This window comes from Pedobacter heparinus (assembly GCF_032678725.1).
GTDB classification, from domain to species: domain Bacteria; phylum Bacteroidota; class Bacteroidia; order Sphingobacteriales; family Sphingobacteriaceae; genus Pedobacter; species Pedobacter heparinus_A.
On sequence record NZ_JAVTSC010000002.1, the window covers coordinates 106,997 to 125,864 of the forward strand.

Here is an 18,868-nt window from a genome sequence, read left to right on the forward strand (position 1 = left end):
TGCATGCAATATCGGTGCCAGTATGTAAAATTTCCGTATATTGAAAGATCTATTCACCATTTAAACAATCTTATGGGTTATTCACTTTACATCTTTCTTTTCCTTGCGGTCGTTATCCTGTTGAGTTCTTTTGTTACCGTTAAACAAGGAACAATTGCGGTAATCACCATATTTGGAAAATACCGGCGGCTCTTAAGCCCTGGGCTCAGCTTTAAAATCCCCTTAATTGAGACGATACATTCCAGGATCTCTATACAGAACCGATCTGTAGAATTGTCATTTCAGGCTGTTACGCAAGACCAGGCCAATGTATATTTTAAGGCCATGCTGCTCTACTCAGTGATCAATCACGATGAGGAAACCATTAAAAATGTGGCTTTTAAATTCGTTGATTCGACCAATCTGATGCAGGCGCTCATCCGTACCATAGAAGGTTCGATCAGGGCCTATGTGGCTACACAAAAGCAGGCAAACGTATTGGCACAGCGCAATGAAATCGTAGATCATGTTAAACATCAGATAGACCAGGTATTGGAAAGCTGGGGCTATCACCTGCAAGACCTGCAGCTGAACGACATTACCTTCGACGAAGAGATCATGCGTTCGATGAGCCGCGTTGTGGCCTCAAATAACCTAAAAGCCGCCGCAGAGAATGAAGGCCAGGCTTTACTGATCACCAAAACCAAAGGAGCAGAAGCAGATGGTAACGCCATAAAAATTGCTGCTGCCGCTGAACGCGAAGCCGCCCAGCTGCGCGGACAGGGCATTGCCTTGTTCCGGGCCGAAGTTGCCCATGGCATGACCAAGGCTGCAATGGAAATGGAAGAGGCGAACCTGGACATCTCTGTCATTCTTTTCACCATGTGGACAGAATCCATCAAACAATTTGCCGAGAACAGTGAAGGCAACGTGATCTTCCTGGATGGGTCAACCGAAGGCATGAACCGCACGATGAAAGAAATGATGGCCATGCAGCTACAAAAAGAAAACCAGAGTAAACCGGACAAATAAACGATAAATAAAAAAGGCAGCCTTGGCTGCCTTTTTTATTTGATCAGGAATAGCTAATAGACACCGCTCTGCGTTTTTACCAGCCCCTTGCCGGCTGGATCAGTAACCTGCATGAAATCCGCCATGACGCGTAAACTCTCGTCCTGTATAAAATCAAAGTTTTCTTCTTTCTTAATTTTATCTCCCTTTTTCACAGGGGCCAATCCTCTGGAAACCCTTAAAGAATTGATCTTTGCCAAGTTCTTTGCTTCCAGGCTATCCCGCTCTGCTTTCAATTTGGTTTCGTTCAGGGAAACGGAAACTTCTCCTTCCCGTTTTTTGGCATCAGCAATATCCTGCTCCATTACTTTATAATCCAGCGACTTTGCCATCCGTTCCTTATGTAAGGCAATCAGTCCTGGTTTAACCGGCGTCAAATTGGCGACCGCTGTAAAGTTAGACCGTTTCACCTCATCCCAGGGCAAAGCAGAAGGCTCTGTATCTTCCCCTATTTTATCCATTGGATAAATAGACGGGAACTCAATATCAGGTATTACACCCTTATGCTGCGTGCTGCTTCCCGTTACCCGGTAAAACTTAGCCATGGTCAGGTTAATCTGCCCCAGCTGAACACCTTCCTTCTCTGTTTTCAGGATGCCTCCGTTCTTACCTACCAGGGCGGCCAGCCTTTGAAGAATAGACGGGTTGACCACTTTGTTCATATCAATGGAAGACTGGACCGTTCCTTTACCATAAGTTTGTGTACCCATGATAATTCCGCGGCCATAATCCTGAATTGCCCCGGCAAAGATCTCTGATGCAGAAGCACTCAAACGGTCAATCATCACTCCAAAAGGCCCGCTCCAGGCCACACCTGGGTTATTGTCCTCATTAACTTCTATGCTGTTCCTCAGGTCTTTTACCTGAACCACTGGTCCCTTATCAATAAATAGACCGGTAAGGTCTATAGCCTCTACTAAGGAGCCCCCGCCATTTGCCCGGAGATCCATGACTATGGCATCCACCTTATCCCGGTTCTTTAGTGTATCAATCAGCAACCTTACATCACGTGTAGTACTTTTATAATTAGGGTCGCCGGCATTTGCTGCCTTAAAATCTGCATAAAAGGCCGGCACAGTAATGATCCCGATTTTGTAAGGCTTTCCATTGGACTGGATCGTTTGTATTTTCTTTTTGGCCGACTGATCTTCCATTACGATCTTCTCCCGTACCAGTTCAATAATTACCGGCTTGGAAGACATTTCCATACCCACAGGGATGATCTTTAAACGAACTTTTGTTCCTTTAGGTCCCTTAATTTTAGCCACTGAGCTTTCTATTCTCCAACCTATAATGTCTTCAAATTCAGCATCCCCCTGTGCAACACCGATGATCCTGTCTCCGGCGCTTAACAGCTTGCTTTTAAAAGCAGGGCCACCCGGGATCACCTCAGCAATTTTAAGTATTTCGTTTTCCAGCTGAAGTCTGGCGCCGATGCCCTCAAAAGAACGCGCCATCTCTTCATTAAACTGTTGTGCATTTGTCGGATTGAAATAATTGGTATGCGGGTCAATGGTCTCCGTAAAGGCATCCATAATCGTCTGAAAAACATCCTGGTTATTTAGCTTGGATGCCTGCGATTTAAGCGATTCGTATCTTTTGGTTAAGGTTTCTACATTTTTAACCTCCGTTGTACCGGCAATTTTCAGGTTTACCAGTTCATACTTAACCCTTTTTCTCCAAAGCTCATCCAGCGTTGCTTTGGCAGTTGTCCATGGCATTTTTTCGCGATCAAACACGTAAGTCTCATTCTGTCCAAAATTCTGTTTTGCTTTGATCTGGGTAAAGGCATAATTTATAAATTCATTGTACCGTTTTAAGTAAACATTAAAAATATAAAACGGTGCGCTCAGTTCTCCGTTACGGAAATCATCATCCAGTGTATACCTGAACTTCTCGAATTCTTTAATATCCGCCGCAAGGAAATAATATTTATAAGGATCAAGCGACTTGATGTACTTGTCCAGAACCAGTGAAGAAATAGAATCATTCACTTTTATTTTTTTGTAATTGTAATTTTCAATCAGGCCCACGATTTCCTTACATACCAGAGCTTGCTTTTCATCAGGCAGGATATTGCTTACGCCCTGAACCATTGGCTGTGGTTTAGGAGCTGCGTGACAGGCAAGAACAGCGGCAGTAAAGGTTACCAGTAATATCTTTTTCAACATCTCTTTAACAATTTTAAAATCCATTTTTATATCTCACACTAATATGATACCAATTTCATAAATAAACAGAAAAGAGACAGTAATAATACTGTCTCTTTTCTGTAAACATACCAAAATAGTCAATTACTATACAATCAATTATACAAAAAAACTATTTTTGATACAATTTATTTGGCAATCAATTACTTCTTAGCGCCGGCTTTGGCAGGGATCTGGGCCCTTGCCTCCCTGATCTGGGTCTTAAACCTGCTCAGGCTGGAAGACTTCGCTAACAGTTCGGCCCGGTTCAGGTCTCTGGCCGCCAGTGTATATTCTTTTTTCTTTGTTTTAACCTGTGCCAGGCCCAAAATGGAATCTATGTATGCGTTGCTGTTGCCAACCTGCTGGGCAAGTATACCCTGCTGCGTATAAAACCATAAAGACTGCGTCAGTTTATTGGCTGCAAAATATATTTTACCGAGCTGACCATAAGATTCCATCTGACCGGTTTTACTGCCAATCTTCGCATAGTTTTTAAGCGCAACATTCAAGGTAACCTGTTCTGCTTCCGAATAATGCGCCATTAAAAAATGAACATTAGCCAGTCTCAGCAATGCGGAACCATACTGTGTAAACTTTTTTGCGCTGTTGTACTCAAATGCCGCTTTGCCAAATAAGGTAATGGCATCATTTAAATCTCCCCGCCTTTCATTCTTTTCTGCCTCAGCAAAATAATCATCGCCGTCATTTTCCTCCAGATTAGAAACCACAATGTTGATGGCTCCGCTAGCCGGTTGCTGCGACAAAAAAGTATTGGTTTGCGACATTGTCCAATTGGACAGTAACGAGCAAATCAACAGTAAACAAATTTTGTTCATTCGATAAAGATATAACAATTTTAAGTAAGCAGCTGTAAACTAAATCAAAGCCAACCGCTAAACCTTACTTAACGGGATATAGCCCAGCTTTATTTCATCGTCCGGGGCATCGCTATCCGCCCTCAGCTGCAAGCTGAACCTCTGCCTGACATTTGCGGGCAGCACATCCTCAATTTCAAAGACATCATCCACATCCACACCATATTTATCATCAATGTGGGCAACTGCCCCTTCAAAACCGGTATGCTTATAAAATGCAGTATTTTTAGCCATACGGGTAGCTTCCGCAAGATTGCGCGCAACCACCAGCATTTTATAATGTTGCTCTTCAAACTCTCCTTTCTTATACCCGCCAAGATTAATAAAAAAAAGCCTGTGCTCCCTCATACCAGCATCGGCTGCTGCAGGTACAATTTTCAATTGATAGCCGTCCACCACATTCACTTCCCGCCAGGCATCAATATGTATCTTTCCGTTGGCTTCCGGCCAAAAACCGGTCATAGCAGGTTTCAGATCGGCCAGAGAATCCCCTATGGCAAAAAAAATGTCGTGCTGTTCGGTATGTCTCCCAGCTGGCTTACAGCCCAGCAAAACCATAAAAAGTTTCAGTGATTCCATCATTTGTTATTTTGCAAACACCCTGCTTTAATTACTTCAGTTCTTTAATGAGCTGCCGGCAACGCGCCTCTATTCCTAAAAATACAGGCTCAAACAAACTGTCATCGTAATAAGGATCAGTCACCTCCAGTTCGCCGGCTAAAAACAACCTTACCTTTTTCCGCTGCTCCTCATTTGAGGCCAGCCCCAGTACATCTCTAAAATTGTTCTGGTCCATCACCAGGATATGATCAAATTCGTCAAAAAAACCTGCATGGAAATGCCTGGCCCTCTGGGCAGAAATATCGTAACCAAATTTCCTGGCAACCGCAATACTTCTGCGATCTGCGGGTTGGTTTACATGCCAGTCACCAGTTCCGGCCGAGGAAATTTCCCAATCCAGGTGCTGCTCATTTACCAGGTGCCTCATGATGCCCTCTGCCAGTGGAGAACGGCAGATATTTCCCAGGCAAACCATCAATATCTTCATCACTATTTATAAATATCGTTAAGGAGATTGGCCAAACAGATGCCCCCTTTTAACAGCTGCTCATTTAACAAGCCCACAAACTCAAAATTATACTTGTAGCTCAATCTTTCTTCCGGTTTCACATTTGCATAAATCCGGTTACAGGCCTCATAAGATCCATAAACAAAATCCTTTAGGGAACTGTTCCGCCAGCTGCTCAGCTGATCTTCCGAAGGATAGTTAATGGCACTGGCATATTCTGTATAACTTAGTTGCTGATATCCGATCAGCGATTCGTCCCAAACCCTATGCAGGTTGGATTTTTCACCAAACCAGGTCACATATACCTTATTGCCACCCAGATCTTCCTTCCTTGCCGTATGCATCGGCTGATTTAGATCCCCAACCAGATGGATCAATAAACGCATGGCCAGCTTTTTCTCCTCAGGAGTACTTTGCCTGTTCTTTAAAACAGCCATCATTTCGGGTATCTTATTGTATACATTCGGCGAAGTTTCTTTAGTTAAAAAGTCAAAAACCCCTTGTTTGTCCAGCCCCGCCGGCAGGTTTACAAAATGCCAGTTGTACAGGTAATCATAGGCAGGATCCGATTTGATAAAATCGCCCCAGTTACTGGCCATGGCCAGTCGTTCATTTCCCAGTACTTCCTTTACCCCTCTCTTCGCCTTACTGCTCAGGTAACTTTCGGCAATCTGACCAACAATACGATGACCGAGCATGCCCCAGGCAGCAGCATTCAATGGCAGGTATAAGCTAATGGCAAGCACCAGGATGGCCTTACTCACCTTCTTAATGATATTGTTGTTCATTGATCTGTTATATTTTTTCATCGGTTTTGATGTTTACAAAGCTTTAGGCTTACAAATGATCTGCTCCTTTAAAACCAGGTTACATTCCCGCTGGTCATTCACACTTTCCAGCTGCAGCTGACCCGGTGCAGAAGACCTGATGTAGAAAGATTTGATATACCGCCCGATCTGGTAACAGCCAGATATTTTCTGTTTATAATTGGCTTTGGTATAAGTACCTTCCAAAAACAGGCTATCCCCTCTTACTGCATATACACCTTTTGCATATTCTTTCCAGATCCCGCCGTTAAAGCAGGAATCTGTATAGTAATTTACCTTGGAATGCGTGGTCAGGTCTACATAAAATGAATCGCAGGTAAACTTAAATTTATGCCGGGTATAACTCAACAGTTTATCCGCATTGGCGATGCTGTCCTGGTTCCATACGCCCTGCATTAAAGCCGCTCCTTCACCCTGCAGGTTGGGTAACCTTCTGCATGCAGCTGTAACGCTTAAAATAAACAGCAGAAAAAAAGCCAATCTCAACATACCCATCCGGCTGATTCTGATTTATTTTAAACTGCCAACCATATCTTCCGGGCGAACCCACTCGTCAAATTGCGCTCCGCTCAACAAGCCCAGCTCAACCGCAGCATCCCTTAACGTTTTATTTTCTTTATGTGCTTTCTTAGCAATTTTAGCTGCATTTTCATAACCAACATGTGGATTGAGCGCCGTAACCAGCATCAATGAATTTTCAAGATGTTTTTTAATCTCAGGAAGATTTGGCAAAATCCCCGCAGCACAATGGTCATTAAACGAAACACAGGCATCACCGATCAAACGTCCGGATTGTAAAACATTGGCCGCAATTACCGGCTTAAAAACATTCAGTTCAAAATGACCTGTAGCCCCTCCTATACTGACCGCAACATCATTTCCAATTACCTGCGCGCAAACCATTGTCAGCGCTTCCGGCTGTGTAGGGTTCACCTTTCCGGGCATTATAGAAGATCCAGGCTCATTGTCAGGGATGATGATCTCCCCAATGCCAGAACGTGGCCCAGAGCTTAACATCCTTATATCGTTAGCCACTTTCATTAAAGATACAGCGATGCGCTTGTAAGCCCCCGAAAGTTCCACCATCGCATCATGTGCTGCCAATGCCTCGAATTTATTGGGCGCGGTTACAAAAGGTAAACCTGTCAATTCAGCTATTTTTTTTGCAACCAGAACATCATAACCTTTAGGGGTATTTAACCCTGTGCCCACTGCAGTACCGCCCAGTGCCAGCTCAGTAATCATAACCAGGGCATTTTTAACGGCTCTGATGCCATTGCTTACCTGCTGTGCATAACCAGAAAACTCTTGTCCAAGTGTTAAAGGAGTTGCATCCATAAAATGGGTACGGCCGGTTTTAACGATATTGGCAAATTCTTCAGACTTTGCAACAAGCGTCTGATGCAATTTCTCCAGCCCCGGAAGCGTAACTTCTACAGCTTGTTTATAAGCTGCAATGTGCATCGCGGTTGGATAAGTATCATTAGAAGACTGGGATTTATTCACGTCATCATTTGGGTGCAGCACTTTTTTCCCGTCGGCCAGTGTACCACCATTTAACACATGCGCACGATAAGCAATCACCTCATTGGCATTCATGTTACTTTGTGTACCCGAACCTGTTTGCCAGATCACCAAAGGAAACTGATCATCCAGTTTTCCCGCAATGACCTCATCACAGGCTTTTGCGATCAGGTCCGCTTTATCGGGTGTTAAAACACCGAGTTCAGTATTCGCCAGTGCTGCTGCTTTTTTCAGATAGCCAAAAGCATGAATGATCTCCTTAGGCATAGAAGCCTCCGGGCCAATCTTAAAGTTATTTCTTGAACGTTCAGTTTGAGCACCCCAATATTTATCAGCAGGCACCTGCACTTCACCCATCGTATCGTGTTCGGTTCTAAAATTCATAGTGTTTATTTTAATGCCGCAAATTTAAGGTTTTTGTACCTCATTGGATTGTATTTATGTAACTAATAAAACACAAATGATATAATGTTTAAAACTCTTTTACGTTTAAAGGGTTAAAAATCCTTAATTTTCGACTTTTTAACCCGTATTGCAATTCTTCATGAAGTTTCATCTGCTAACCCTGATCCTGTCCATAACCATTTTATCCTGCTCATCTTGTTCAACTCCCGAAGAAAAAGCTAAAAAGGCCGAAGCTGATAAAAAAGTAAGGGTTGCAGCAGACGACAAAGCCGATAGCCTGTTGTTGTTGTATAACCCCGCTAAAGGAGACAAATGGATTGCAGATTTTGTACAGAACCTGCATAAAAAATATGGCTTCAATGGAAATATGCTGGTGGCGAAAGACGGAAAGATCCTTTACGAAAAAGCGATCGGCTGGGCAGATTACCTGCACAGGGACAGCCTCAAAATCAACTCAGAATTTGAACTGGCCTCCATCACCAAAACCTTCACAGGTGTTGCCATCATGCAATTGGTTGAAGCCGGGAAACTAAAACTAACCGACGATGTAAAAAAATTCTATCCCAACTTCCCCTACGATGGGATCACTGTAGAATTACTGCTGTCACACCGCAGCGGGATGATGAATTATGTTTATTTCATCGACGACATCTGGCGTAAAGAAAAACGCAACATGAAAAAGGGGGTATCCAACCAGGAAGTTATGGAAATTATTGCGGAGAAAAAACCCAACCCATACACCAAACCCAATAACCGTTTCCATTACAACAACTCCAACTTTATGGTGCTGGGCGCCATCGTAGAAAAAATAACCGGCAAGCGCTTTTCCCAGTACATGATGGAATATGTATTTAAACCTGCCGGGATGAAACATACGCATGTCTATTCAACCACAGAATATGAAAAAATCCCTGTAGATGTGGTAGGCCACGACCGTACCTGGCGCTATTCCGTTGCCCAGAATTTCTTAGATGGCCCTGTAGGTGACAAAGGCATTTACAGTACTTTGCACGACCTGGTTTTATATGACAAGTATTTAAAGAACGGCCGCCTGCTTACGCAAAAAAGCCTCGATTCTGCCTTCAAGGGCCGCAACAAACCTGTAAACGGTCATTTCAATTATGGTTACGGCTGGCGTATGTTCGATGGCAGTAAGGGCCAGAAAGTTGTTTACCATACCGGTTGGTGGCATGGCTTCAGGCACATTTATGTGCGCGATGTCCAGAAAGACATTGTCGTCATCTTTTTAGGGAACCTGACCAATGGCAGCCTGATGCACCTGGACGAACTGTACAAATACCTCAAAATGCCGGTTATCCGTAAGGGCGCCTATTCGGGGGCAGGTTCCTTACCGGGAAGTGATGAAGATTAATCAGGAAATTTTATCGAAGGCAATGCCGCTTTTTCTTTTAGACAAGTAAGTCTTCAGCAAACTGTTTTCCGGCAATTCCAGATGTGGGTCTGCCGCAAGGATTGCAATGACCGTATTTCTTGCTTCCTGTAAAATGAGCTGGTCTTTTGCCAGGTCTGCCAGCTTCAATTCCAGCACACCACTCTGTTGCGTTCCGGTAATATCACCAGGCCCGCGAAGCTGCAGATCGATCTCCGATATCTCAAATCCGTTATTCGTCTTCACCATGGTCTCCAGCCGCAGTTTTCCGTCTGCACTTAATTTATTACCCGACATCAGGATGCAAAAAGACTGTTCTGCACCACGACCCACCCGGCCTCTCAGCTGGTGCAATTGTGAAAGCCCAAAACGCTCCGCATTTTCAATGACCATCACAGATGCATTGGGCACATTAACGCCAACCTCTATAACCGTCGTAGCCACCATGATCTGGCTCTTTCCATCAATAAACTGCTGCATCTCATATTGCTTGTCCGCATTGCTCATCTTACCGTGTACGATACTGATCTGGTAATCCGGTCGTGGAAACTGGTATCCCATCTGCTCTATCCCGGCTTCTAAATGCAGCAGGTCCAGTTTCTCGCTTTCCTTGATCAATGGGTAAACCACATAGACCTGCCTGCCTTTGGCAATTTCCTGTTTCATAAAGCCAAACATCCTCAGGCGCTGCCCTTCAAACAAATGCCTGGTTTCAATAGGCTTCCTGCCTGCAGGAAGTTCGTCGATCACAGACACATCCAGATCACCATACATGGTCATGGCCAATGTCCGTGGTATGGGCGTAGCAGTCATCACCAGAATATGTGGTGGTATGGCATTTTTGCGCCAAAGCTTTGCCCTTTGCTCCACACCAAAGCGGTGTTGCTCATCAATCACCACCATCCCTAAGTTTTTAAACACCACCTTATCCTCAATCAAAGCATGGGTTCCCACCAATATATCTATTTCACCGGCTTCAAGCCCCGCATGCAGCAAAGTCCTTTGCTTCTTTGTCGTACTGCCAGTAAGTATAGCCACCTTAACCAAGCGGTCTTTCAGCAAGGAAACAATAGATTCATAATGCTGGCGGGCCAGGATCTCCGTAGGGGCCATCATACAGGCCTGGTATCCATTGTCACTGGCCAGCAGCATACTCATCAGGGCCACCACAGTTTTGCCACTCCCTACGTCTCCCTGCACCAGCCTGTTCATTTGAATGCCACGCTGCGTATCCAGCCTGATTTCCTTGATAACCCGTTTCTGGGCACTGGTGAGTTCAAAGGGAAGGATCTCTTTGTAAAATGTATTTACCCGCGCTCCGACACTGCCAAACAAATGTCCCTTAAACTTCAGTTCCCGGAGCTGCTTATTGTGCAGCAACTGCAGTTGTATAAAAAAAAGCTCTTCAAATTTCAGCCTGCTTTCCGCCTGCTTCAATATCTTCACATCTCTAGGAAAATGAATATTTAAGATCGATTCCCTTTTGGAGATCAGCTGATATTTTTGAAGGATATAAGGTGGTATGTTTTCTTTAACCTCGTAAAGATATTGCTCCAGCAACAGGGCCTGCAATTTCTGGATACCTTTACTGTCCAGAAAAGACTTCTTTAATTTCTCTGTAGAATTGTAAACCGGCTGCAGCCTTAAATTTCCCGTAACATTTGCAGGCCGCGGATAGTTTTCCAGGTCAGGGTGCGAAATGCTGAAGTTGCCGTTAAAAACCGTGGGCTTACCAAAAACAATATATACCTTACCCTTTGTTACATGCTCGTCAACCCATTTTAAACTTTGGAACCATACCAGTTCAAGCGTACCGGTTTCGTCCGTCAATTTAGCTACTATCCGTTTTTTATGCTTTTCTCCGGTTTGCTCCTTGGCGGTAATCCTTCCCAACACCTGAACATAAGGAAGCTCTGCACTTAACTCATTAATTTTATAAAACCTGGTCCTGTCAATATACCGGAAAGGAAAATAGTTGAGCAGCTGTTCATAGGTAAAGATACCAAGCTCCTTCTGTAAAAGTTCAGCGCGCCTGGGTCCTACACCCTTTAAAAATTCGATAGTTGTAGCTAAGGAAGATGCAAACAAAGCTTTAAATATTTGATGGTTTCCGCTTAAATGTAAGGATATCTTTTAAAATGCTCCAATTAAATACAACTACCGATGCAAGCAGCAGTAGGTAAGCAAACAACTTGTGCCCATCTAACTGCTCATCAAAATAAAAAATAGCTACAGCAAAAGCAATGATCGGATTGGTATAAATGATAATACCCAATGTAGATGATGGAATGCCGATTAACGCGTATAAACTTAAAAACAGGGGTATAACGGTAAAGAAAACAGCAATTATTATAATGTTACCCCAAAACCACAAATCCTGCGGGATCCCGTTATGTCTGGCCAGGTAAAAGGGCAGCATCAGTATTACTGCAAAACCAATTTGAACTGCAAGTATATTTAATTTGTCCAGATGCTGCATTTTGCGTTGGATGATCAGGTAAAAAGCATACAAGGTAGCAATAATTACCGACCACAAGACCTCTATAAACGAGCCAGTAGCCAGGAGTAAAATACTCAATAAAGCAATACCAAGCGATACCAGCTTTAAGCGGGAAAGTGTTTCCTTTAAAATCAGGAACCCGCCAAAGGCTGTGATCAGCGGACAAACCATATAGGCAAAGGCAGCCGATTGCAAGCTGACATTATTTACGGCAAAAATATACGTATACCAGTTGCCGGTCAGCAAGAGTGTAGCCCCCAGCAGCTGCAATAAAATATTTCGCCTTTGTTTGGGATCAATGGCTGATAAATACGCCAGATCCGCTTTAAGCTGTTTTTTTCTGAATATAAAGATGGTCAGCCAGATGACCAGCAGGGAAGTAAAAATACGGTAATACAAGATCTCTTCCGCAGGAAAACCCTTCAGGTTTCTTAAAGGAATAGAGAAAAATCCCCAAATGACAGCAGATGAAATGCCAGCGAAAAAATACCGTAAACTTGATTTCGGCAAAGCATTAACCTTTAAATGCGGTTATGGAAATCTCCACATTAACGCCTTTAGGCAAGCCTTTAACCGCAACGGTCTCCCGGGCAGGAAAGTCGGTTTCAAAATAGGAGCCGTAAATCTCGTTTACTTCAGCAAACAAATTCATATCAGCTAAGAAAATGGTTGTTTTAACCACATCTCCGAAACCATAAGAAGCCTCCAGTAACACGGCTTTAATATTTCTCATCACCTGATGGGTCTCTTCCGAAACAGAAGACTGAACCAGTTCACCCGAGGCAGGATTAATGGCGATCTGTCCGGACAGGAACAAAAAACCTCCGGCCAATGTAGCCTGGTTATATGGTCCGATTGGAGCAGGGGCATTTGTGGTATTTATTATTTTTTTCATGAGAAGATTGTTTTAAAGATCATGAAGCTATCCGCCGTTAAAAGAAAGTCTCGATCAGCTTCCACAATATCCCCGCTGCAAACATAATGATAGCCGTTGCATTAATGATATGCATGATTTTGATGTTGATATTTGTAGGCCTGTTCGGGTCTTTTTTTCTAAATAGATACATACTTATACAAAGGTATAAATAAAAAAAAGAGGGCTTCAAAACTGAAGCCCTCTTTTTTCGTATTTAATTAGAAATATTAGTTTCTAGCTGATTCAACACGACGGTTCTGGATACGACCTTCTTCAGTATCGTTAGAAGCAACTGGGTTAGCTTCACCATTACCTTTAGTTACAACTTGACTAGCGTTAACACCAGAGTTAACTAAGTAAGTTTTAACAGAGTTAGCTCTGTCTTTAGACAATTTCAGGTTGTATGCAGCAGTACCTTCGCTTGAAGCGTAACCGTTTACAGTTACTTTACCACCGTTTTCACGCAATACTGAAGATAATTTATCTAAAGTAGGATAAGACTCAGTTTTTAAAACTGAAGAGTTGAATTCAAATTGGATAGTTTCAAAACCAGTTAAGTTACCAGTTGCAACAGCAGTAGGCTCTGGTGCTTTAGGTAGAGGACATCCTGAACCATCAACAGCAGTACCAGCTGGAGTACCTGGGCATTTATCAAACTGATCAGCTACACCGTCACCATCGCTATCTTTTTTCAAATCTTCAACAGATTTTTCGATGTTAGACACACGGTTTTTCAAAGCTTCAACTTCCTGACGTAATGAAGGATCTTTCAATTCATCATACATTACAGCCAATGGGTTAACCCAGTCAATGTTTGATTTAGATTTAGAACCTAATGAGAATTCTAAACCAGCATATCCATAAGAGAATTTATCTTTGGAAGTACCTTTAGCGTAAACACCATCAAAGTTATCTCCGTCTAAGAAGTGCATGGTATAACCTAAGTTAAAGGATACACGCTCAGAAACTTTGAATTTAACACCAGCACCAACCGGGATATAAGCTTCTTTGATGTATTTTTTATCACCGTTATCACCTTTGTTTTCTGGTACGTCTTTCACATCAGCACCATTCAATGCAGTTCTGTAAGCAGCAGCACCGTAACCAGCAGTTAAGAAGAAGTTAACAGAGTTTTCACGACGTAGGAAATCAATAGATCCAATGTTGAAAACTGCTCTTAAATCTGCAGCATAAGCCAATTCAGTTTCAAATTCACTGATACCGTTTACCATACCACTAGGAGCATCTTTGTTGTTTCCAGATACTTTACCACGGAAAACATTACCTTCCACGCCAATTACGTGACCAAATTGTTTTCTCAAAGAGATACCGTAACCCAGGTTTACGTCAGCATTAGTAAAATCGTTTGATCCACCGATAGCAACAAATGGAGATAGAACACCACCGTTAACACCTAAAGACCACGTTCTGTACTGACCGCCTCCACCAAATACCTTGGCAGAAGAAGAAGTCGCAGCTGCATCTTGTGCGCTAGCAATGGAAGTAGCTCCCATTAAAGCAACAAAAGAAACTGCTAGACCCTTTTTTAAAGTAGAATAATTCATAATTTTCTTTTTTAAGGTTAAACAAATTTTAATTGTATAATTTTTTTGTGTAGCAAAATTAAACAAATTTTTAAATTCTCAAAACACTTATACAAACTCCGTTCCAAACTTCTAAAGAATCAATAAATAAGCTCATTTAAGGATAATTAAGCAAAAAAAACAACGCTTAACTGGTCAAAAAAGGCATTTTTACAGCACCAAAAAAAATAATTCAGCTACAAAACGTGTTTAAAGTACACCTTCCTGTTCATTTAAAATTACATATCCGATTAAAAACCGCTTTATCTATTGTCCTAATCCATGATACAGCAAAGTCCTTTTTTTAAGACAGGTCAATAACCAAATGCGACAGTCAAAGGCCAGGTATTTAAAATAAACAGATTTAACGTTAACGAAACCGCACACAAATGATGCCGCTATCAGATCCAGTTGTCCGTAAAGCGATAGATGTTAAAACCCGGGTCTTTCATTGCTCCGGCAATGGCTTCCTGCAGTTTCTTCCTGTCCAGATCTGCCATGCGGTAATGCTGTATAATTTTAAACGCTTTTTCTGTCATTAAAAAAGACCTGCGGTCGTCTGTCGCCTGCACAGGCTGCAGCAACCAATCACATAACGCTGCAATGCCCTGTTCTTTATCTGCTACTGTTTTAAAAACGGGGATCACCTGGTGCTGCTGGTAAACCAGTTTTTTCAGCTTATTGGCAAAAGCATCCGCGCCATCCCGATCGGCCTTATTCACCACAAAGCCCTGGGCAATCTCCATCAATCCCGATTTGATGTGCTGGATTTCATCCCCCGATTCGGGCACAAGGACAACGACGGTCTTATCAGCAAGCCCCGCAATTTCCACTTCTGATTGTCCGACACCCACGGTTTCCACCAGTATCAGGTCAAATCCACCGGCCTTAAGCACATCTACAATCTCTATTGTTTTTGCAGAAATCCCACCCAATGCACCCCGGGTGGCCAGCGACCGGATGTAAACATCAGGGTTATTGAATTGCTGGGACATCCTGATCCTGTCTCCGAGCAAAGAACCAAAATTGAAAGGAGATGTAGGATCAACAGCCAGGATCGCCACCTTTTTCCCCTGTTTAACCATTTGCGCAGTAAGCGCGTTAACCAGTGTACTTTTACCCGCCCCCGGCGGCCCTGTAATGCCAATCACCGGAACCTTAGCATCCAGCTCTATGGCCCTTAACAATGCCGCAGCCGGAGCAATGTCATTTTCCACAAGCGTGATTGCCCTGGCCAAAGCATTAAAATTTCCTTGCTTAATTTCTGTGATAAGTGACAAATGGGTATTCATTACAGCTTCCTTATTTACAAAGAAACAAATTTTATTCTTAGCAGGCCAGCACTGTAGATAAAGTACCCATGATGCCCTTATTTTGAACATGCTTGTAAATCCTTACCTTTGGTAAATTTCAAATTCTTAAATGAAAGACTATTTCAGATTATTAGCGTATGCAAAGCCGATTGAAAAATTTGCCATCCCTTATGTCATTACAACCCTGCTTTATATCCTGTTTAATACATTAAACCTGGCTTTGCTCGTTCCGCTATTGGACACCTTATTTAATAGTCAGGCTGTTATAGCAAGCGCAAAAGCCATTAATCCAGTTAGCATCCAAGATAAAGACTGGTGGAATATTATGGCGCGTTTCAGGGAAGAAACAAACTATTATGTAACGAACTATGGCCCTCAGGGGGCCTTAAAGTTTGTGTGCATTGTTATTGTGATCTCGGTACTGTTGTCTAATATCTTTAAATACTTTTCTAACAGGATTATGGAAGATCTTCGTGTCCATACCTTGTTAAGCTTAAGAAAATCTGTTTTTAACAATGTGATGAATCTACACATTGGCTTTTTTAACAGCCAGCGCAAGGGAGACATCATCTCCAAAGTCTCCTCAGATGTACAGGTGGTACAATTTACGGTGACCAATACTTTACAGGTTGTATTTAAAGAACCGGTAACATTAATTGTATATATCATCTTCCTGTTTGCCATATCGGTAAAACTCACTTTATTTTCTTTACTGGTTATTCCCATATCAGGATTGATTATAGCCAAAATCGTAAAACGTTTACGGCAGCAGGCTACCAAAGCACACGAAACCTTCGCCACCATGCTGGGATACCTGGATGAAGCCTTGTCCGGCATTAAAATCGTGAAAGCCTTTAATGCTACTGAATATGTCAAAGCCCGTTTTCACCAGGAGAACGTCAACTATTCTAACATTACCCGAAAAATGGTTCGCAGGCAACAGCTGGCTTCTCCCGTATCGGAATTTCTGGGGGTAATGATGGTAGCCGGAATTGTCTATTTTGGTGGTTCTATGGTATTAACGGGGCAATCTTCCCTGACCTCATCAGAATTTATTGCCTATATCGCTATCTTCTCTCAGGTTACCCGCCCTGCAAAAGCACTGTCTGATGCGTTTAGTGCCATACATACCGGATTAGCGGCTGGCAGACGTGTGTTAGATCTGATCGATACCAAACCCGAAATGGTTGATAAACCTGATGCAGTGGTCATAAAATCTTTTAAACAATCGATAAAGTTTACCGATGTATCCTTTGCCTATGGAGAACGCGCCGTATTAAATCAGGTCAATATAGAAATTCCCAAAGGCAAAACAGTTGCCCTTGTAGGTCCTTCGGGAGGCGGAAAATCTACCTTAATGGACCTGTTACCTCGGTTTATCGAACCACAAAAAGGGGACATCTATATTGACGACGTAAACATACGAGATGTAAATACGGATTCTTTAAGGAGCCAGATGGGCTTTGTAAACCAGGAATCGATCTTATTTAACGATACCATTTTCAATAACATCGCCTTTTCCAAACCAGAAGCCACTCTTGAAGAAGTGACCAGGGCAGCTAAAATAGCCAATGCCCACGATTTTATCATGGATTCAGAAGATGGCTACCAAACTTTTGTGGGAGACCGTGGCATCCGTTTATCAGGGGGACAAAAACAAAGACTCTGTATCGCAAGGGCTATATTGGGCAACCCTCCGATCATGTTATTGGATGAGGCCACTTCAGCATTGGATACCGAATCAGAAAAACTTGTACAGGATGCGCTTTACAAACTCATGGAAAACCGTACTTCTTTAATTATTGCCCACCGCCTGTCCACCATCCAGAATGCCGATACCATTATTGTATTGGATAAAGGGAAAGTAGTGGAGCAGGGTTCTCACATCGAACTCATGAAAAATGAAGGTCTGTACAAAAGACTGATAGATATGCAGACTTTTGAAGAATAAAATTAACCCGATATCGCTGTAACTGCTTTTTCTATTTTGTGAAGTACCAGCTTCCAGTTGTAATGATCATTGACATATTTTTTAGCCTTTAACCGCATCAACCCGAGCATCTGCTCATTATTTAGTACCTCATCCACAGCGAATTTAAAACCAGGAAAACTTGTGAAAGCATATCCTGCACCACTATTTTCTACATGGTCTTTTAAAACTTCGCTACGCGCATTTACAATAACCGGTACACCAAGCTGCATGCTCTCCAGCGTAACCAGGGATAAGCTCTCATAATACGAAGGCATGATCAGGGCCTCTGCCTGTTTTAGTAAGGCCCGCTTTATGTCTTCCTCCACAAAGCCCAGATAAATCACATCGGGGTGTTCAGTAATTTTCATAAATGACTTTCCCAGCAACACCATTTTTAATTGGTGACCTGTTAACTTTTTATACTTTAAAAAATAATCGAGCATCAACTCACACCCTTTTCCGGCATCAATTCTGCCGATATAAATTAAATACCGGTCTTCAGACCCTAAAATCTCAGCAGCAACAGGGATATCCTTTTCAGCAACTTCATCCATACCGACACCAACGATGTCTGAGTAAATTTCCTCATTGTTAAACAAACGATTCACCAGCTTCTTTTCAGACAGCGTATTGTATAATATTGCGGCAGGCAATTTAAAAAACTCCTTGTATGCAGGAAGATGAATTGCCGATTCATCATGTGCAGTAGGAATAAGTATGGATTTATGAGGAGCAACCCTCAAGCCACAAAAAGTTGGATAATACAGATAAGTAAAAAAGATCAGTGCATCATAATCCTTTTCATGGGCTTTAAGATAGCTGATCAGGCCCGGCAGGTAAGGGCCCTGTTGTTTAGACCACTCCTCTGCCAAAACCTGCGCATTTCCATAAAAAGGAAAAATCCTGTTCAACCTCATTTTCTTAAACAACCTTCGCGATTTAACAGGATTCCGCTCATAGGGCACCGCAAACCGCTTTAATTTGATGCGATTAACTTCAGATGGACCTTCAGGATATGCATTTGCCCAGGTGGTATATTCTTTTGCACACGAAGTCAATACTTCTACATCATAGGAGGATCTCAGCTGCTCTGCCAAAATCCTGCAATGAAGTTCTGCACCGCCATTTACGGCTAAACCATACCGCTGCACAATAAGGGCAATTTTTTTCATGGAATCAATCTATTTATCCAACAACATTGAACTGCAATAATACATATTTGAATCCCGATTATTATCTTCGGAGTTTATTC

The 18,868-nt window shown here is 42.6% G+C and carries 17 protein-coding genes; 3 read left to right on the forward strand and 14 right to left on the reverse strand.

All coding sequences use genetic code 11. From position 1 onward, the window contains the following. Positions 1 to 72: 72 nt before the first annotated feature. Positions 73 to 1,011 carry an SPFH domain-containing protein gene (locus R2Q85_RS03635; protein ID WP_316810391.1) on the forward strand — a complete coding sequence of 313 codons (939 nt, stop codon included), beginning with the start codon at positions 73 to 75 and terminating at the stop codon, positions 1,009 to 1,011. Between the two features lie 53 nt (positions 1,012 to 1,064). Here R2Q85_RS03635 and R2Q85_RS03640 read toward each other — a convergent pair whose 3' ends face one another. The 7 genes from R2Q85_RS03640 to fumC all read right to left on the reverse strand — a co-directional run bounded on the left by R2Q85_RS03640 (position 1,065) and on the right by fumC (position 7,921). Then, positions 1,065 to 3,245 (reverse strand): carboxy terminal-processing peptidase, encoded by a 2,181-nt coding sequence (locus R2Q85_RS03640; RefSeq protein ID WP_316810392.1) that lies wholly within the window; start codon positions 3,243 to 3,245, stop codon positions 1,065 to 1,067. 158 nt (positions 3,246 to 3,403) lie between these two features. Continuing rightward, entirely contained in the window at positions 3,404 to 4,078 is a 675-nt protein-coding gene (locus tag R2Q85_RS03645) for a hypothetical protein (protein ID WP_316810393.1), read from the reverse strand. A gap of 57 nt (positions 4,079 to 4,135) precedes the next feature. Further along, complete coding sequence (locus R2Q85_RS03650) at positions 4,136 to 4,699, reverse strand: DUF1543 domain-containing protein (protein ID WP_316810394.1); 564 nt, start codon at positions 4,697 to 4,699, stop codon at positions 4,136 to 4,138. Positions 4,700 to 4,727: 28 nt separating this feature from the next. Further along, positions 4,728 to 5,165 (reverse strand): low molecular weight protein-tyrosine-phosphatase, encoded by a 438-nt coding sequence (locus R2Q85_RS03655; RefSeq protein WP_316810395.1) that lies wholly within the window; start codon positions 5,163 to 5,165, stop codon positions 4,728 to 4,730. Between the two features lie 2 nt (positions 5,166 to 5,167). Continuing rightward, on the reverse strand, positions 5,168 to 5,995 hold the full coding sequence (locus R2Q85_RS03660; RefSeq protein WP_316810396.1) for a S1/P1 nuclease: 828 nt from the start codon (positions 5,993 to 5,995) through the stop codon (positions 5,168 to 5,170). A gap of 12 nt (positions 5,996 to 6,007) precedes the next feature. Next, positions 6,008 to 6,502 carry a fumarate hydratase gene (locus tag R2Q85_RS03665; RefSeq protein WP_316810397.1) on the reverse strand — a complete coding sequence of 165 codons (495 nt, stop codon included), beginning with the start codon at positions 6,500 to 6,502 and terminating at the stop codon, positions 6,008 to 6,010. 21 nt (positions 6,503 to 6,523) lie between these two features. Beyond that, entirely contained in the window at positions 6,524 to 7,921 is a 1,398-nt protein-coding gene (gene fumC / locus R2Q85_RS03670; protein WP_316810398.1) for a class II fumarate hydratase, read from the reverse strand. A 160-nt stretch (positions 7,922 to 8,081) separates the two neighbouring features. On the opposite strand from fumC, the gene R2Q85_RS03675 reads away from it, so the two are divergent. Continuing rightward, positions 8,082 to 9,314 carry a serine hydrolase domain-containing protein gene (locus R2Q85_RS03675; RefSeq protein ID WP_316810399.1) on the forward strand — a complete coding sequence of 411 codons (1,233 nt, stop codon included), beginning with the start codon at positions 8,082 to 8,084 and terminating at the stop codon, positions 9,312 to 9,314. Here R2Q85_RS03675 and recG read toward each other — a convergent pair whose 3' ends face one another. The 6 genes from recG to meaB form a co-directional block, all read right to left on the reverse strand. After that, positions 9,315 to 11,420, reverse strand: coding sequence for an ATP-dependent DNA helicase RecG (recG, locus tag R2Q85_RS03680; RefSeq protein WP_316810400.1), 2,106 nt, complete (start codon positions 11,418 to 11,420; stop codon positions 9,315 to 9,317). It abuts the gene before it with no gap. 4 nt (positions 11,421 to 11,424) lie between these two features. Then, entirely contained in the window at positions 11,425 to 12,342 is a 918-nt protein-coding gene (locus tag R2Q85_RS03685; RefSeq protein ID WP_316810401.1) for an EamA family transporter, read from the reverse strand. 4 nt (positions 12,343 to 12,346) lie between these two features. After that, the gene (locus R2Q85_RS03690; RefSeq protein ID WP_316810402.1) at positions 12,347 to 12,727 is read right to left on the reverse strand and encodes a RidA family protein; all 381 of its coding nucleotides are present in this window, start codon (positions 12,725 to 12,727) and stop codon (positions 12,347 to 12,349) included. A 37-nt stretch (positions 12,728 to 12,764) separates the two neighbouring features. After that, entirely contained in the window at positions 12,765 to 12,899 is a 135-nt protein-coding gene (locus R2Q85_RS03695; RefSeq protein WP_316810403.1) for a DUF6728 family protein, read from the reverse strand. 76 nt (positions 12,900 to 12,975) lie between these two features. Continuing rightward, positions 12,976 to 14,313 (reverse strand): OmpA family protein, encoded by a 1,338-nt coding sequence (locus tag R2Q85_RS03700; RefSeq protein ID WP_316810721.1) that lies wholly within the window; start codon positions 14,311 to 14,313, stop codon positions 12,976 to 12,978. 419 nt (positions 14,314 to 14,732) lie between these two features. Beyond that, positions 14,733 to 15,623 (reverse strand): methylmalonyl Co-A mutase-associated GTPase MeaB, encoded by an 891-nt coding sequence (meaB, locus tag R2Q85_RS03705; RefSeq protein WP_316810404.1) that lies wholly within the window; start codon positions 15,621 to 15,623, stop codon positions 14,733 to 14,735. Between the two features lie 130 nt (positions 15,624 to 15,753). Between meaB and R2Q85_RS03710 the strand changes: the two genes are divergently transcribed. After that, complete coding sequence (locus R2Q85_RS03710; protein ID WP_316810405.1) at positions 15,754 to 17,595, forward strand: ABC transporter ATP-binding protein; 1,842 nt, start codon at positions 15,754 to 15,756, stop codon at positions 17,593 to 17,595. 2 nt (positions 17,596 to 17,597) lie between these two features. Here R2Q85_RS03710 and R2Q85_RS03715 read toward each other — a convergent pair whose 3' ends face one another. Next, positions 17,598 to 18,788, reverse strand: coding sequence for a glycosyltransferase family 4 protein (locus R2Q85_RS03715; protein WP_316810406.1), 1,191 nt, complete (start codon positions 18,786 to 18,788; stop codon positions 17,598 to 17,600). Positions 18,789 to 18,868 lie beyond the last annotated feature (80 nt).

Excerpts from the sequence above, each read along its gene's own strand:
- R2Q85_RS03635 (WP_316810391.1), top strand. The coding sequence starts at position 73 with ATGGGTTATTCACTTTACATCTTTCTTTTCCTTGCGGTCGTTATCCTG.
- R2Q85_RS03640 (WP_316810392.1), bottom strand. The coding sequence starts at position 3,245 with ATGGATTTTAAAATTGTTAAAGAGATGTTGAAAAAGATATTACTGGTA.
- R2Q85_RS03645 (WP_316810393.1), bottom strand. The coding sequence starts at position 4,078 with ATGAACAAAATTTGTTTACTGTTGATTTGCTCGTTACTGTCCAATTGG.
- R2Q85_RS03650 (WP_316810394.1), bottom strand. The coding sequence starts at position 4,699 with ATGATGGAATCACTGAAACTTTTTATGGTTTTGCTGGGCTGTAAGCCA.
- R2Q85_RS03655 (WP_316810395.1), bottom strand. The coding sequence starts at position 5,165 with ATGAAGATATTGATGGTTTGCCTGGGAAATATCTGCCGTTCTCCACTG.
- R2Q85_RS03660 (WP_316810396.1), bottom strand. The coding sequence starts at position 5,995 with ATGAAAAAATATAACAGATCAATGAACAACAATATCATTAAGAAGGTG.
- R2Q85_RS03665 (WP_316810397.1), bottom strand. The coding sequence starts at position 6,502 with ATGTTGAGATTGGCTTTTTTTCTGCTGTTTATTTTAAGCGTTACAGCT.
- fumC (WP_316810398.1), bottom strand. The coding sequence starts at position 7,921 with ATGAATTTTAGAACCGAACACGATACGATGGGTGAAGTGCAGGTGCCT.
- R2Q85_RS03675 (WP_316810399.1), top strand. The coding sequence starts at position 8,082 with ATGAAGTTTCATCTGCTAACCCTGATCCTGTCCATAACCATTTTATCC.
- R2Q85_RS03690 (WP_316810402.1), bottom strand. The coding sequence starts at position 12,727 with ATGAAAAAAATAATAAATACCACAAATGCCCCTGCTCCAATCGGACCA.
- R2Q85_RS03695 (WP_316810403.1), bottom strand. The coding sequence starts at position 12,899 with ATGTATCTATTTAGAAAAAAAGACCCGAACAGGCCTACAAATATCAAC.
- R2Q85_RS03700 (WP_316810721.1), bottom strand. The coding sequence starts at position 14,313 with ATGAATTATTCTACTTTAAAAAAGGGTCTAGCAGTTTCTTTTGTTGCT.
- meaB (WP_316810404.1), bottom strand. The coding sequence starts at position 15,623 with ATGAATACCCATTTGTCACTTATCACAGAAATTAAGCAAGGAAATTTT.
- R2Q85_RS03710 (WP_316810405.1), top strand. The coding sequence starts at position 15,754 with ATGAAAGACTATTTCAGATTATTAGCGTATGCAAAGCCGATTGAAAAA.
- R2Q85_RS03715 (WP_316810406.1), bottom strand. The coding sequence starts at position 18,788 with ATGAAAAAAATTGCCCTTATTGTGCAGCGGTATGGTTTAGCCGTAAAT.